The 15264-nt window shown below is 67.7% G+C and carries 12 protein-coding genes (1 of these 12 only partly in view); 3 read left to right on the forward strand and 9 right to left on the reverse strand.

Features of this window, described 5'->3' with window-relative positions; genetic code table 11:
* The 3 genes from ON38_RS18595 to ON38_RS18605 form a co-directional block, all read right to left on the reverse strand.
* On the reverse strand, positions 1-2340 hold part of the coding region annotated (locus tag ON38_RS18595) for a LacI family DNA-binding transcriptional regulator (protein WP_039826129.1) (this coding region is incomplete at its 3' end). Its footprint begins 25122 nt before the window's first position; 2340 of 27462 annotated nt are visible.
* Positions 2341-2349: 9 nt separating this feature from the next.
* Complete coding sequence (locus tag ON38_RS18600; RefSeq protein WP_039826130.1) at positions 2350-4017, reverse strand: hypothetical protein; 1668 nt, start codon at positions 4015-4017, stop codon at positions 2350-2352.
* Positions 4014-5420, reverse strand: coding sequence for a hypothetical protein (locus ON38_RS18605; protein ID WP_039826131.1), 1407 nt, complete (start codon positions 5418-5420; stop codon positions 4014-4016). The genes ON38_RS18600 and ON38_RS18605 overlap by 4 nt, the downstream gene beginning before the upstream one ends.
* Before the next feature lie 609 nt (positions 5421-6029).
* Here ON38_RS18605 and ON38_RS36130 point away from each other — a divergent pair.
* Positions 6030-6392: a peptidase inhibitor family I36 protein gene (locus tag ON38_RS36130; RefSeq protein WP_157181811.1), complete on the forward strand. Its 363-nt coding sequence runs from the start codon at positions 6030-6032 to the stop codon at positions 6390-6392.
* A 291-nt stretch (positions 6393-6683) separates the two neighbouring features.
* Here the strand turns inward: ON38_RS36130 and ON38_RS18615 are convergent, their stop codons facing one another.
* From ON38_RS18615 to ON38_RS18635, 5 genes are all read right to left on the reverse strand, one after another.
* On the reverse strand, positions 6684-7244 hold the full coding sequence (locus ON38_RS18615; RefSeq protein ID WP_051164950.1) for an RNA polymerase sigma factor: 561 nt from the start codon (positions 7242-7244) through the stop codon (positions 6684-6686).
* Positions 7245-7345: 101 nt separating this feature from the next.
* The gene (locus ON38_RS18620) at positions 7346-7849 is read right to left on the reverse strand and encodes a DinB family protein (protein WP_039826133.1); all 504 of its coding nucleotides are present in this window, start codon (positions 7847-7849) and stop codon (positions 7346-7348) included.
* 327 nt (positions 7850-8176) lie between these two features.
* The gene (locus ON38_RS18625) at positions 8177-9481 is read right to left on the reverse strand and encodes a hypothetical protein (RefSeq protein ID WP_157181812.1); all 1305 of its coding nucleotides are present in this window, start codon (positions 9479-9481) and stop codon (positions 8177-8179) included.
* Positions 9482-10192: 711 nt separating this feature from the next.
* Positions 10193-11317: a sensor histidine kinase gene (locus ON38_RS18630; protein ID WP_039826135.1), complete on the reverse strand. Its 1125-nt coding sequence runs from the start codon at positions 11315-11317 to the stop codon at positions 10193-10195.
* Entirely contained in the window at positions 11310-12005 is a 696-nt protein-coding gene (locus tag ON38_RS18635) for a response regulator transcription factor (protein ID WP_039826136.1), read from the reverse strand. Before ON38_RS18635 ends, ON38_RS18630 begins: the two co-directional genes overlap by 8 nt.
* A gap of 150 nt (positions 12006-12155) precedes the next feature.
* Here ON38_RS18635 and ON38_RS18640 point away from each other — a divergent pair, with 150 nt between their 5' ends.
* Together ON38_RS18640 and ON38_RS18645 are read left to right on the forward strand one after the other, a co-directional pair.
* On the forward strand, positions 12156-12503 hold the full coding sequence (locus tag ON38_RS18640) for an alpha/beta fold hydrolase (protein ID WP_083872794.1): 348 nt from the start codon (positions 12156-12158) through the stop codon (positions 12501-12503).
* Complete coding sequence (locus ON38_RS18645) at positions 12500-13753, forward strand: multidrug effflux MFS transporter (protein WP_051164951.1); 1254 nt, start codon at positions 12500-12502, stop codon at positions 13751-13753. The genes ON38_RS18640 and ON38_RS18645 overlap by 4 nt, the downstream gene beginning before the upstream one ends.
* A gap of 203 nt (positions 13754-13956) precedes the next feature.
* Here the strand turns inward: ON38_RS18645 and ON38_RS18650 are convergent, their stop codons facing one another.
* Positions 13957-15255, reverse strand: a complete 1299-nt coding sequence (locus tag ON38_RS18650; RefSeq protein WP_051164952.1) for an aspartate aminotransferase family protein — start codon at positions 15253-15255, stop codon at positions 13957-13959.
* Positions 15256-15264: the final 9 nt, after the last annotated feature.

Raw genomic sequence — 15264 nt, forward strand, 5'->3', positions numbered from 1 at the left:
CTCCTGATCGGCGCGGAATACGTCGATCCCGAAATCGGTCATCAACTTCTGATTCGTGGAGTCGGTCAACAACTTCTCGTACGTGACGACTTCGCGATTGGCCAGCCCATCGGTCGTTGTCACGAGCAGAACCGAGCCATGGTGCACCGCACGTTGTATGGCGGTCGCCATGAATACCAGCGATTTGCCCTCGCCGGGTTTCATCTCCACCGGGCGCGATTTCATCGCGTAGACGGCTTCGGCCTGCTCGACCCGCAGCACCATGCCGCCCGGCACTGCATCACTGACCGTGCCGCGCCGGATGACCTCCACTGTCGCCAGCATCGACTGGTGCTCGTCGCCGCCGTGTAATCCGGCCTTCAGCACATCGTCGGGAAGGTTGGACAGACGCAGACCTTCCGGTACATGCTCGGCGGAGGCCTGGTGGAAGTCGATCAGCAGATCGACCGCCCGGTCGCGGTCACTGCGTGGCAGACCGGCGGCTTCGGCGAGACTGTCATGATCGGTGGCCGCAACATTCTGTTCGTCGTGCACGGATGCCGAACGGTCGCCCGCAGCGGGGGTGTCGGTGCCGTCCGTCTCGGTCCGGCCCGAGCTCTCAGGTCTTTCCTGGCCGGACTGCTCGGCGGTCGTATCCCGCTGCGCGGTCGCATGCTCGTCGCCAACGGGCGGCCCATGTTCGGCGCGGGCGTCCGGCGATCCCGCATCGCCCTCGGCGACCGGATGGGGCCGCGCCGATCTCTCGTTGACGGCACCGTCCGCGACCGCGGCGTGTGCTGCGGCCGGAGCACCGGCCCGTTCGGGAACCCCGCCGGCCGGATGCGCGTCCGTCGGGATCTTCGGCGGCGGCGAGGTTTCGCCTGCCGCCGCAACCGACCGCGGCGCGGGCGTCCGGCCGGCGTCGCCCTGCTTATCCGCCGGTGGCCGCTCGGCCGTTGTGGTCGCTTCCGAACGCGGCCGGGCCGCGGCGGCGTCGGACGAGGCAGCGGCCTGCGACCCCGACGCTCGACCGCCTGCCCCCTCCGGCGCTCTACCGGCGGCTCCCTCGGGCGCTCGACCACCGGTCGCGGTGGGTGTTCCACCACCCGCGCCGTCGGCCGAAGCCGATGCCTGTTGCCCACTCCGTGTTTGTGACTGCGCGGCTGCTGCCTTCCCCGCGACCTCGGCGGGAGGCCCGCCACGCTCACCCGTGGTATTCGCCTTCTCCGCAGCCGGTTTCCATGTCTGCCTTGCGGCCTCCCACGCCCGTTTCGATTCCGCCGATACCTCGATCGGTTGCCGAGACGCCGCGGTATTCGCGTCGTGCCCGGTCGAGATCGCGTCGGGCGGCGTGAATGGTGCGCCGCCGTCGATCGCCGGCGGACGGGCACTCTGGGCATATACGCCTCCGGCGAAAGCACCGTTGAGCAGTGGCCCCAGCACCTCCGTGTAATGCTGCGGCCAGCCGGCAACCATGGCCGCCGCACCCAGGCCCGAGATCGCCCCCGCCGTACCATGCACCAAGCCCATGGCCACACGACTGGTGGCGATCTGGGGGAAGACCATCGGAGCGAACCGGCCCGCGAGCATGCCGCCGATCGCTCCGCCCGCGCCGGACACGGCGGCCACCTCGATCGACTTCAGATCGATGCCCGTGGGGTTGGAACCATCCTCTCCGATGATCTCGAGCGCTCTGTCCCCGGTGGCGACCTGTAGCCCCTGCACAACCACTTCGACACCGACGGGCAGCGCGACCGCCGTGCCCATCCACTTGGCGAACTGCGCGGGCCCCATACCGCTCAGCTGGGCGGCCGCCTTGACTCCACCCGCCTGAATGGCCCGCTGTAGGTTCGCGCGCATCACGGCGACCTCGGCGCGCCCCTGGACCAGCGTGGATTCGACCGCCGGCGCGGCCGCGACCTGGCCGGCGGGCCCCGACGCCGCGGCGGCGGCCAGCAAACCGTAGATCTTCCACGCCAGGTGGATGCCGAACGTGAACATCACGCACAGCCATTTCTCCGCGTCGTTGGCCGCCGCCTGACCCTGATCGGCCAGGGCGTTCACATCCTTGCCGAGCTGAGCCGCGCCCTGTCGATAGGAACTCAACGCCTCACGCAACTGTTCGGCCGTCTCGCCTACCGAATCCTCCTGCGCCAAAAGGCTGTCGATCTCGGCTGAATGGCCCTCTAGTTCCAGGCTGCGGGCACGCAGCTCGGCCGCCATCCGGCGCATCCCGGAAATGTCGGCGCCGGGAAGCTCCCCGCCGAACACCACCATCTCGATCGGGGTACGCAGGAATCCGGGCAGATATTCGAAGGCGTTGCGTAGCTGCACGACCGGGCTGAACAGCGAACCGTCCATCGCCTCGACCTACCCCGATCGGATTGCCGCGGCGACCAGCACCGCATGCAGCAGTCGTGCCTGAATACCGGCCTTCTCGCCGTGCTGGACCACCTCGGCGAACGCGACGCCGAGCGCCTCGTCCACATCGAATCCGCCTCGTTCCGTGGCATTCCCGGACAACTCGGCACGCCACTCCCGGTAGCCGCGCACCATCTCGGACAGCGCAGGGCGCGGGCGCGGCTGGGTGTCCAGGTACTCCGAGATCAGGACGCGTTGTGCCCGCCGGTGTGCGACACCCCCACCGGCAGCGTCGAAAGCCCGGCCGAATGCCCGCAAGGTGGCCTTGTAGATATCCGGCTGTGTCGTCTCGTCCGTTTCCTCGGTATCGGCGGTGGGGTCCCGCGGGTGTGCGGGTGGCCGGGATGATCGGGCAGGTGGCTGCGGCTGTTGTGCGGCGCGCCGGTCGAGGGTTATCGACCGGGCACCGCCTTCGCTGTCCGTCGGCGCACCGGCCGCCCACCGCACCGTGCCGAGCTCGTCCTCGAGCTCGGCGACCGCCACGGTCTCCAGCACGATCATCGGGTAGTCGGTGAGGACCCGGTCCACCGCGGTCACGAAGTCCTGCACCGGCGCGAGCTGAAGATCGGGGGCATCGAAACCTGTCACCTCGACGCCGTGCCGCTCGGCCAATGCGCGTGCCAGCCGTTCGATTGCCGGATCGGCCGGCGACCGCTCGCGGCCGCCGCGCCGATCACGGTCGCGGCCATTGTCACCGGCCGGTGAGTTCGGTCGTGGTGGGGGACCTTGCTGCGGAGCCGACCCGGTGTTCGCCGGCCTTCCAGCGTTTCCAGGGGAACCCGGCATCCCGGGTTGGCCGGCCGTGCGGGGCGGTGTCTCGGTCCACGGGGCTCCGGCCCGTCCCGCGGGCCCTGCGACGGGGCTGCCGGACGGTCTTCCCGACGTCTGGGGCGTATTACGCGATGGGGCTGCTACCGGCGGGGGTGAGACCGCGGAGGACGGTGGCGCCACCCCCGGCCCGGACCGCCGGCCGGGGCCGGGGGCGCCGGTCGCCTCGTTGCTCACCGGACCGGATTCGGGCCGGGAACGACTCCACGGCGACTCGGACCGTGGTCCGGTGTCCGCAGCGGCACGCCCCGGGGATCCGTCCGGTGCCGGTGCGCTACCGGGCCGGTTGTGCCCACCGGCCGGGAATTGGTCGGTGCTCTTCGGCCCGCCGACGGGAGAGACCGGCGAATTCTGCTCCGGCGTCACCGCGGCCTGATCGGATGGGTTCGGCCGGGGACCCTCGACCAGCGATTGCGGGCCGACCGTACCCGCCAGGGGCGACTCGGCGAGACCGGCCGATCCCGAGCCCGGATCCTGGGCAGCCCCGGCCACGCGCGCGGCGCTGTCGATGTCCTGTGCACCGAAGTCGTTCGCGGCGCTGATGATTCCGGCCGCGTTACTGCGCATTCCTTCCGCCATGGCCTGCACGGTCGAAACCACTTGCTCGGCGCGCGGCGTGAACTGCTCGGCGAAAGTGCGCCCCATATAGTCGTCGCCGAAGCTGCCTTCCGCCTGCTGCAAGCAGTACCGCAGCCCGGCGTGTGTTTGCTGCACCCGATCGGCGATATCGGCCAGCCGCGCGCCACGCTCGCGCAGGCCATCCAAGTCCAGTCGCAGTTCGCCGCTCATCTCCTACCTCGGGCAGATGACATCGGTCCGCCGGTCCGCAGCCGGAACCGGTGCTCGAAATCGGTGATGAACGCCGACAGCGGTACCGACGAGCTCGACCGCTCCACGACACCATCGTCTGCGACATAGAACACCGCCCGGTCGAGCGCGATCTCCCCATCCGGCACCGGTGATCGCACCATCCAGCCCACGCTGATCCGCTCGGCCCGCAATGTCGAGAGCGGGAACCCGGTCGTATCGTGACCCCGGCTGCGGATGTAATCACGGACGAGGTTCAGTGCCTCCTCTTCCCGGATCCCCACGATGTCACCGGCGACCAGGTCGGCGAGCACGAACTGGAACAAGGCACCGTCGATATCGGCGTCGGCGTCCTCACCGACAACCTGCGCGATCGCCGCGCGGGTCACCGCCGCCGCCTGTGCAGCCGACACCAGCGCTTCAGCGGCATCCGGCGACGGGCCGTCCAGCACGCCCGCCACCACTTTCGCCACCGTATCGGCCGTCCACACGGCGGGCAACGCAGGTGCGCACTCCGCCATCGCAGCGGATTCGCCGCGGTACCACTGTCCCTGATCCCACCAGTAACAAAACGACAGCATGCCGGTCATCACGCGTGGGTTGAGTACCGGATCGGTCACCCACTCCGGCGCTCCGGCAAATAATTTCGGCATCGCGCCGTGTCCGTTGTAGGCGGCTTCCAAGACCGGCGCATCCCAGACCCCACCCGACAGCACCGCCCGGTCACCGGGCAGCAGCGTCAACGTCGAACCGCTGTGTCCCGAACTTTCGAAGATGCCGACAGACGGGCCGATCCGCGGTCCCCGCTCCGATCCGGCCGCCACGAAGGCCGCGGCCAGCACCGCCCACCGGGCCCACACCACCGCCAGATCCGGTAACTCGCCGATCACCGGTGTTGCCTGCACACCCGTACTCCGATCGGCGCGCACACCGTCCGCGGCCGCGCGCGGTGACCTCGACTGGGGTTCGCCGCGTCCGATATAGGCGGCCAGCCACACGGGCAGCCTGCTCCGCGGATACCGTTCCAGATCCGCGAGGTAGGCCTGCGGCGCGAACAATTGCTCACCGGGGAACGGCTCCGCGCCCCGATCGGTGACAATCTCGGCCCCCTGGGTATCGGCGTGCACCACCAGCCGCCACCACGGCCCGTCCTCGACGGCAGCAGACAGGGCTCGATGCCTGCGCACCAACTCCCACACCGCATCCGACACCTGACACCGGACCGGGTGGTCACCGTCCTCGGCGAGGAACAGCGCCGATTCGGCGACAACGGTCACGGCGAACGCGGCCTCGAACCGGCCTCGCCTGTCCGGCACGAGTTCACGCAGCTCAGCGACGACCTGATCGGCCAGCTCCGCGAGTTCCGCACTCCCGGAACCGATCACAGCACACTCCCACCTCAGCGGATCTTTGCCCTGCACGCCGGTCTGCGAACCTCGACCCGGAGAACGTCGTTCGGCCGTCAGGATCACACTCGGCCTATACCCTTTCGCAATCGGAGGACAGGCGCAAGCGACCTCTATTGCCAACCATGGCAAGGGTGCCGGCCGCGGGTCCTCATCGAACCGTTTACGCCCCATAAACGCAAGAGCGCCGCCGCGAACCCGAATACCCGTTCGGTATGGCTCGAGGTGGTCGATCAGGTTCCGCTGGACGATTCCGACATCGGCCTAGCCGCCGAGTCACCGGCTCGGTCCGACCGCCGACCGAGCGCGGCGAGTCCGCGACATCCTGTTTCGACACGCAACGGCAGGTGGTGTGCTTCGCACCAGTGGTCGGCTGCGTTCGAGGGGTCCCGTCCAGGTTCCGACCCCAACCTTTCGCAACCGGAGCGAGTCTGTAAGAGGGAGGCAACCGATACGCGGGGGCAGCTAGTCCGTCCGCACCACATTTCCACCGAATTCCTGGGGGCCGTTGCGCGCACGGCTGCCCCCAAGCCGCATCGGAGGCACTCGGAAGCCCTGGTTCAGGGAATGGAAGAAACAGGAGAAACAATGACATTGCGAAAAATCGCCGCGGCAGCGCTACTGGTGCTGGGTGCGACCGGGTTCGCGAGTACCGCCGCACCCGCCCAGGCGGCTGTCGGGTACGACCGATGCCCGAACGGGCACTTCTGCATCTTCAGTGCGTCCAACGGAGGTGGGCGGATCGCGTACTTCCAGCTCGGTTCCACCGATCTGCGCCTGCAGAATATCGATGGTCAAGCGTATTCGTTCTGGAACCGCACCGGCCGATACTGGGACGGTTTCACCGACTACAACTACCGGGGCAATGTCATCTTCCGATCCGGGCCCGGGCAACAGAGCAATGTCCCCGCCACGGTCGCCACCCAGGTGCATTCGGTGAAGGTGGTCTGATCGGCGCTGCTCCGATACCGGTAGTCGAACACGAACATCGGCGTACTGCGCCCGCACCGGCGTTCGACAGCGGGCCGGCCGATGCCGCCGCGCAAGGGTGAGCCTCGCCCGGAACCGCATCAGACCTCGGGCCGGAACGATCACGCCGTCGTCGCAACACCCGTTTCATGAGTGTTGCGACGACGGCGCGGCACCGGACAGCCGGTACCACCACCGAATGCCTGGTAAATCGCGATCTTTCGGAGTTACCCCGGACTGCCGTGACGATGCGAACGATATGCCCGCACCGGCCTATGCACGCAGATCCAACTCGTCGCGTACCCGCCGTAAGCCGTCGTGCACGTAGCTCTTGGCTGTCCCGGTCGACACTCCGATGATGCGGGCGGTCTCCGCATACGTATTGCCCGCGTATGCCCGGAGCACCACCGCTTCGCGCTCGCGCCGGGGCAGCGTGTCGAGCACCCGGGCCAGCGTGTGGCGCAATACGACAATATCCTCGAAGTGCAGGCCAGCGCGGTCGACGAGAAAGGCCAGGCGCTCCTCACCCCCGGTCTCGACCCGCTCCCGGTCGTAGGCCGCGCGCCGCCAAGCGTCCCGGACCAGATTCCTCGTGACCGTCCAGAGATATGCCCGCAGCTGCGCGACAGTGGTGACCTCGGGCTTCGCGGCATAGACCCGCATCAGCGCAGTCTGCACGATGTCCTCGGCGTCGAGCCGGTTGCCGAGCTGCCGGCCGACCCAACCGAGCAGCAGACCGCTGACCGAATCGAACGCTTCGAGAAACAACTCGTCGAACCGTTCGACAGCCTCATCGCCCGCCGTACCACCCGCGATGCGCTTCACAGCGTCCACTCACCGCTCCCGCGGGAATCGATCCCTGCCCTCGCAGGTTCGGCTCGTCCCACTCTCGGGCGCCCTCGCCGGACGGGCTCGTACACGCTGACATCGATGGTTCACGGATTCGACCGCCCGGATACGGGCTGTTCGATCTGTTCGCGAAGAATGTCGCCGTGACCTGCGTGCCTGGCGAATTCTTCGATCATGGCGAGCAGCGTCCATCGCATGCTCACCGTTCCTTCGAGGGGAATGTCCTTGGTCTCGTCGAGCCCGAAGCGAGCAGCGATCAGGCGTGATCGCCGGCTGGCGCGTTCGAACTCTGCGATCACCTCGTCCAAAGTCTCGTCGTCGGTGACGGCGAAGGTGCCCTCGTCACGGTTCGAGTAGCCGTCGCATTCGGCGGCGTCGAGCCCCGCCCAGAACCGTTGGAACCAGATCCGTTCCGCGGCGGCAGCATGCTTGATCAAAGAGATGGGCGTCGTCAACGACGCGACGAGCCGTCGACGGGCGTCGGCCTCGGACAAGCCGCGTACCGTTTCGATGAGCGCTTCGCGGTTTCGGTCGAGCATGTTCTCGATGAGCGTCCGTTCGGATCCGTCGGTAAATCGTTGTGTAGGCATGGTTTTCACTCCAAAGGTCGTTTGGGCGCAGGCATGACGCGGCCGCATCGGCCGGGGGTGGACGCAGGGTGTCGGTCCGGGGTCGATCTCGGAAAGCGGACGAAACGTCCGGAGACCCGGGAAAGTCCGGGAGCATCGGAGTGTGCGGAACGATTGCCGCAGATGGCATGTGGAGCGTGATGGGCCGGGTGTCGATTGCGCGACCCGGGCCGGTCAGGATTCGCTGCCGCCAGGCACCATCATGTCACGCAGGGTCGATCCCCGCAGCGTCTCGAACCCATGCGGTGATCACGATGAGTCCCGCTGCCCGGTGGCACGGCGTCCGATTCAGTCCATCTTGGCCACGAGGGTCCGCGCGACCTGCTGCATGACCTCGGTCGTCTTCTCCTGCCCGCCGCTGTATTCGGTGAACACTTTCACCCCGACCTCGAAGTGGAACCGGCCGTGGCGGCAAACCAGATTGTCATCGGCCGTCGTCTGCGCCGGGATGCGCCACGTGTAGCAGGCCTGAGGCCCCCAGCTGTCACCTACATCGGTAGCGGTTTCTCGTCTTTCCGCGGCGCCGGAGCGGTCGCCCTCGTATTCACGCGTGATCGCAACCGGGTCCGCGATGCCGACGATCGTCACGGTGATACCGGCCGAAATCGTCGGTAGTTCGAAGTACATGTCGCACCCGGCGGCCGGTACCCGATTATCGACTGGAACTCCGAGTCCGACGATGATCAGTTCTCTCGGGTAACGCCGGATCTCACCGGCCTCGGGCAGGATGGCCCGGAGCTCGCGGTCATCGATGAGCCGGCAACCGTCGGGCCACTGCTTTCCCGGAAGTATCGTCCCCGGTTCCGGATACGCGCCGAGTCCTTCCGGATTCGGCGCCGCCACCCCGACCACGACATCGGCCGAAGGACCGGATTCGGCCGTCACCGCAGGCGCGGGATCCGAAGAGCGCACGACCTCCGAAACCATGCCGTATCCGACCGCGCAGAACAGCACCAGCCCCACCGCGATCCAGAAATACTGCCGCCGCTTGTCCCGAAGTGATCCTCCGGCACCCGCAGCGTTGCGCACAGCTACCCACGGCCGTGGTGCCGTAGCCGGAGTCGAATTCTGCTGCGGCAATGCCGGTTTTCCGACCATCGCGCGCTGTGATCGGGCCACCAGCAGGGGTAACAGGGTGTCCAGGCCGTCGAGAGTGAGCCCGAGAACCTCCGACTGCAACAGATCCAGAATCTCGGCCCGAGCCGGACCCGCATTCAGCGCTCGCGCGGCCGCCGAAGACTCATCAGCGGCCAAGCCCAGCGCGACCACACCCACTGGTACCGGCATCAACCCGTAGCGCGCAGCGAGCCCATGGGCAACCTCCAACGCGATGGCGCACGAATCGTTCAGCGTCACCCGCTCCCAGACCGCAGAGCTGCCGAGTGCGGGGTCCGCAACCGGTTTTCGGGCGATCCGATCAGGACCGCCGGTCCGCAGCATGATCCGCGACCAGGCCCCGGTCGTATCGGTACGGATCAATTCCACCAGCAGGTCACGTGTGCTCACCGGACGGGGTGCGGCGCTGCGTCCGGCAGCGTGTAATGCTGTGACCACCGACGAAGACAATGGCACATTGCGCAGTACCGCGGTCATGGGTTACGGACCTCTTCTTGTACATCCCAGGGGAAGCGCGTCACGGACGAGCACACATCGGCCCGGGGTCGGCCGAATCGCCACATCGCGGGGCGATCGCCGCAGTACGGGTGGTCGCGAAGATCCACAGGCGACTCCGCACGCTTCCGCATCGCGACGTTCCCGAACGCCGCACCCAGCGGTCGGATCGGGGCTCTCCTCCCGCCGGGTGCGGCCCTGCTTCGATGATCGATACACACCTCGAGCACGCTACGGTGCGGCGGATATCGTCCGCGTATCGAAAAATCCATACGCCCCGGCAACCCTTCGCCGCGTTGGTTGTAGGTATGAATCCCGGCGAATCAGCGCAGAGAACGACCCGCCGTATCCGAACAGCTGTCCCCGCCGCCCTGGTGGCCGCCGGCGCGGGCGGCCCTGCCGGCCCCGGCCACACTGCTGGTGTCTTCGCGATGGTGCCTCAGTTTCCGGTGTTGTGGGGCACGGCCGGAGAGGAAGGCCGGGCCGGATCGCGACCGGTCCGGGACCGATGACGGATCCGGCGACGTCCCCGGATCTCGAGAACACGCGAGCGGCTGTCGCGCCGAGCGGGCCACCCGACCCGAATGCCGGGTCAGGTTGTCATCAAGAGCCCTTTCTGCTTCCCCGTGCCACGCCGGCATCACGGCGGGCCGATCCAGGCTGCCGGCATCCACCGGGTTCGACAGCTCGGTCTCAGGTGGACCGCTGATCACCGCGGGCACTCGAGCCCGCGTCCGCCGGTTGGGCGGGCAATTGCACGGTGACGCACAACCCACCGCCGGAGCGTGGGGCGAGGGTGAGGATTGCGGAATGTGCTCGGGTGATGCTGTCGACGATCGCCAGGCCGAGACCGACACCCGCGTGGTGGGCACGGATGCGTTCGGTCCCGCGCTGGAACGGCTCGACCAAGGTGGCAACCAGCTGCGGGGTGAGCTGATCGCCCGTGTTCTCGACCGTGAGGATCACTTTTCCCGGGATCGTCTCGGTCGCGACCCACACGGTCCCGTGGTCGGGGAGGTTGTGGACGATCGCGTTGTGGACGAGGTTCATCGTCATCTGGAGCAGGAGGGCGGGCGAGCCGGAGACCACGGCCACGTCGCCGGCGGTCTCGAGCCCGACACCGTGCTCTTCCGCGAGCGAGAGCAGGGTTTCGGTCGCTTCTTCCGCGATGAGCGACAGGTCGGCAGGTGCCCGAGTGAAGGCCCCTTGGTCGGCCCGGCTGAGTAGGAGCAGTGCTTCGGTGAGGTCGATCGCGCGGGTATTGACGGCATAGAGGCGGTCGACCAGTTCACCGGTGTCGCGGTGCTCGCCGTTGCGGGCCACCTCCAGCATGGTTTGCGTGATCGCCAGGGGTGTCCGCAGTTCGTGGGAGGCGTTGGCCGCGAATCGTTGCGCTTCGGTGACGTGCGCCTCGAGCCGGGTGAGCATGGTGTCGAACGCGTCGGCCAGTTCGCGGAACTCGTCGCTGCGGCCCGGTAACCGGATCCGATGGGCTAGTGATCCGTTCGCCGCCATCCGGGTGGCCGCTGTGATGCGGGTCAGCGGATCGAGCATCCGACCGGCGAGAAACCACCCGCCCAGCAGGCCCGATACCAGCAGGAAGACCAGCACGACCGCCATGAAAGGAGCGAAGGCAGCGAGTAGCAGGGAGCGGTCGATCCAGAGCTGACCGGTCGAGGTGTGGATCCAACCGTCGGGAAGGTAATACAGGTAGAAGACCAAGACGGCCCCGAGCAGCAGCACACCGACGACCATGATGAAGCCGGCGTAGCTGAGGGTGAGCTTGACTCGCACGCTCGGTCCGGGAGCTCTATCCATGCTTCGCTCCGTCGCGTCCGGAATCCGGTGCTGTACCGATGCGGTATCCGACGCCGGCAACGGTGCCGATGAGCCACGGTTCGCCGAGGCGTTTGCGCAGCGCCGAAACCGTGATGCGCACGGCATTGGTGAACGGGTCCGCGTTCTCGTCCCAGGCCCGTTCGAGCAGCTCTTCGGCACTGACGACACCGCCTTCCGCGGCGACGAGGACTTCCAGCACGGCGAACTGTTTCCGGGTCAGCGCGACATAGTGGCCGTCGCGGTGGACCTCACGGCGGAAGGGGTCCAGCCGCAGACCGGCGACCTCACGCACCGGTGGCCGGTTGTGCGCGCGCCGGCGGTCGAGTGCCCTGAGCCGCAGGACGAGTTCTCTGAGCTCGAAGGGTTTGGTGAGATAGTCGTCGGCCCCGAGTTCGAACCCGGAAGCCTTGTCGTCCAGGCGGTCGGCGGCGGTGAGCATGAGAATCGGCATACCGCAGCCCGACGCGATGATCCGTCCGGCGATCTCGTCACCGCAGGGGCCCGGGATATCCCGGTCGAGCACGACGATGTCGTAGGCGTTGACGCTCAGCAGTTCCAGAGCGGTCTCACCGTCCCCCGCGATATCCGCCGCGATCGCTTCCAGCCGTAAACCATCGCGAATGGCCTCGGCCGGATAAGGCTCGTCTTCGACGATCAACACACGCACACGCGCGATGCTAAGAGTCGGCGCATATCGCGGGCGTATCGAAATCCTCTCAGCTGTACGGAGACCTCGGCGATTCCGTAGTAGCCGGCCCGGACCGTCCAGCGGACCGCGAACCTATGGTCCGACGCCGGCATGCGGTCGGGTGTTCCCATGGCATCTCGACCGAACAGCTTGTACGCCACCGCGGCCGGTGTGGAATACCACTGTCACGACATGGGTGCCGGCTCACCCACACTCTTCCTGCACGGCGGCGGTCCCGGCTGCACCGCCTGGTCGGATTTCGGACCGGTCGCGGAACTGTTCGCCGGAGACCGCCGGGCGCTGCTCGTAGACCCGCTGCAGTACGGCAAATCGGATGAATCCACGATCACACGCGAGAAGATGGTGCCGCGCGGCCATCTCTACGTCATGGACCGGGCCTCGCACCACCTGCAGGAAGAACGCCCGTACGACTACTGCAGCGTGGTGACCGGTTTCCTGAATCAGCAACATCCGTGACAGCGGCCGAAATCAGCGCGCCGGCGCCTGCCCGTCACAATCGATTCCGGCTCGTCCTGACCCTCGGCGCCCTCACCGCACTGGGCCCGTTCACGGTCGATATGTATCTGCCCGCGCTGCCGGTGATCGCCGCCGATCTGGGTACCACCGACGCCACGATCCAGCTCACCCTCACCGCGACGCTGATCGGGCTCGCATCGGGCCAGCTCGTCATCGGACCGTTGTCGGATGTGTACGGGCGGCGGCGACCGTTGATCGCGGGATCGGCGATCCACGTCGCGGCCTCGGTGGCGTGTTACTTCGCGCCGTCGGTCGCGGTACTCGCCGGTCTCCGCTCCCTCCAGGGTAGCGGCGCCGCGGCCGCCGCGGTCATCGCCATGGCGGTGGTCCGCGACCTGTTCACCGGCCGGGTGGCGGCGGTCGTACTGTCGCGGCTGATGCTGGTCATGGGGGTCGCGCCGGTGCTGGCTCCCTCGATCGGCGGCCTGCTGATCTCCGTGACGTCCTGGCATGGCGTGTTTCTCGCCCTCGCCGGTCTCGGTGTGGTGATGGTCGCGCTCGGTTGCTGGGCCCTGCCGGAGACCCTGCCGCCGGCCGCGCGGGCCTGCCGCGGAACCGCTTCGGTGTTCCGGCGCTACGGCTTCCTCGCCCGAGACCGCGCATTCGTCCTGCTGGTTCTGGTCTGCGGGCTGGTCAGGGCGGTGCTGTGGGCTTATATCGCCGGGTCGGCATTCGTCCTCCAGCACCAGTTCGGGTTGAGCCCGCAACTCTACGGTTTCGCCTTCGCGGTCGGTGCCGTGGCATTGATCGGCGCATCGCAGCTGAATGTGCTGTTGCTCGGCCGCTGGACTCCTGATCGCATCTGCCTGGTATCGCTGGCGATGAGCGTGGTGACCGGCGTCGGGTTCGTCATTGTGTCCGCGACGGAAACCGGGGGCCTGGTGGGTTTCGCCGTCCCGCTGATGGTGTTGCTGGGTGCCACTGGACTCACCATGCCGAACTCGGTGACCTCGGCGATGTCCCGGCACGGCGCGACGGCCGGGTCCGCTGCCGCGGTAATCGGCTTCACTCAGTTCGGCGCTGCCGCGATCGCCCCGCCCGCGGTCGGCCTACTGGGAAACTCGGCTCGTGGGATCGCGATCGTCATGACCACCGCCGCGGCCCTGGCCCTTGCCGGATTCCTCGCTGCGCGTGGGGGTGCAACCCGGCACAGCCGCCGAAGCGTCGAATCGGAAACCCACCCACGATGACCGCGCGTTTTCCGGTTACCCATGGTTTGTGTCTCCTGCCGAGTGATCGAACCTGCGACAGCACCTCTGGCGGCAATTTCGCACAGCAACGCATACACCGGAGGAATCTTGCGGACCCTGGGCCGACGGGCGGTGTCTTGTCGCTCTTCAGTCACCGAGCCGTCTGCCGAGCGTGCGGACAGAGCCTTTGCCGGGCCGTGCCGTCAGGATGTTCCGAATAGGACCGGGGCATTGCCGAATGTGCCGGCCTGACGCTTCAAGACGTGTCGGAGTGCCGCGGCCGTCGCCTCGATGTCGGCGGTGGTGTGCGATGTGCTGAGGAAGATTTTGCCGGAGGGCATGAACAGGAAACCCTGCCGCAGCATCCCTTCCATGATCGTTGTCCAGAGCCCGCCGGTGCCGTGGAGGCCGGTGGTCCCGCCCGCGGGGACGTATTGGAGGAGCGAGCCGACGCGGTTGAAGCCACCGCTGCCGGGAACCGAACCGAGAACAGCGCCGAGGATGGAGTCGAACTCGGCGGAGATCGTCTCGAGTACCTCGTAGACATCGGAGTCGGCCAGTACCCGCATCGTCGCCTCGACGGCGGCGAGCGCGATGGGGTTGGCGTTGAAGGTTCCGGCGTGGGTGACGCCGTTGGTCACCTGGTCGACCAGTTCCGCTCGGCCGACGACGGCGCTCTGGGTGAATCCTCCGGCCATCGCCTTTCCGTAGACGGACAGGTCGGGGAGCACACCGTATTTCTCGGCGGCGCCGCCACGTGCGATCCGGAACCCGGCGATCACCTCGTCGAAAACGAGGACGACGCCGTGGCGGTCACACAGATTTCGCAATGTGGACAGGAACTCCGGCGCGGGCGCCTCGACACCGGCGTTGCTCATCACCGGGTCGACGAGCACCGCCGCGATGTCACGTTCGCCGGCCTCGCTCAGGAGACGCTCGGCCAGAGGTACGTCGTTGAAGCGCGCCACGACCAGATCGTCCAAAACACTGGGCGACTGCCCTTTGCTGCCCGGGCGCGCGGGTCGGTCGCTGTCGTCCTCGGACATCCCGGCGTACACGGTGTCGTGCCAGCCGTGATAGCTCTTGGCGAACTTGAGGACGCGGCGCCGCCCGGTCGCGGCTCGGGCGAGCCGCAGCGCGACCTGCACCGCTTCGGTACCGGTGTTACTCCACAGCAGCCGCTCGCCGTGCGGCACGGCGTCGAGAACCGCTTCCGCGGCGAGGTATTCGAGGGCGTGGCCCGTGCCGACGACCTGCATCTTCGTCGCGGACTCGGATACAGCGGACAGAATGCGCGGGTCGCTGTGTCCGAGCACGAGCGGGCCCCAGGCCATCACGTAGTCGACGTAGCGGTCGCCGTCCAGGTCCCAGAGGTGCGCGCCCCGCGCTTCTCGCACGAAGAGCGGATGGGGACGCATCGCGGCGCGCAGGCCGGACCCCACCCCGCCGCCGACGCTGCGGCGGGCTCGTTCGAATGCGGTCCGTGACGATTCCAGGGCCATGGACGACCA

The organism is Nocardia testacea NBRC 100365 (assembly GCF_000308775.1).
GTDB lineage: Bacteria > Actinomycetota > Actinomycetes > Mycobacteriales > Mycobacteriaceae > Nocardia > Nocardia testacea.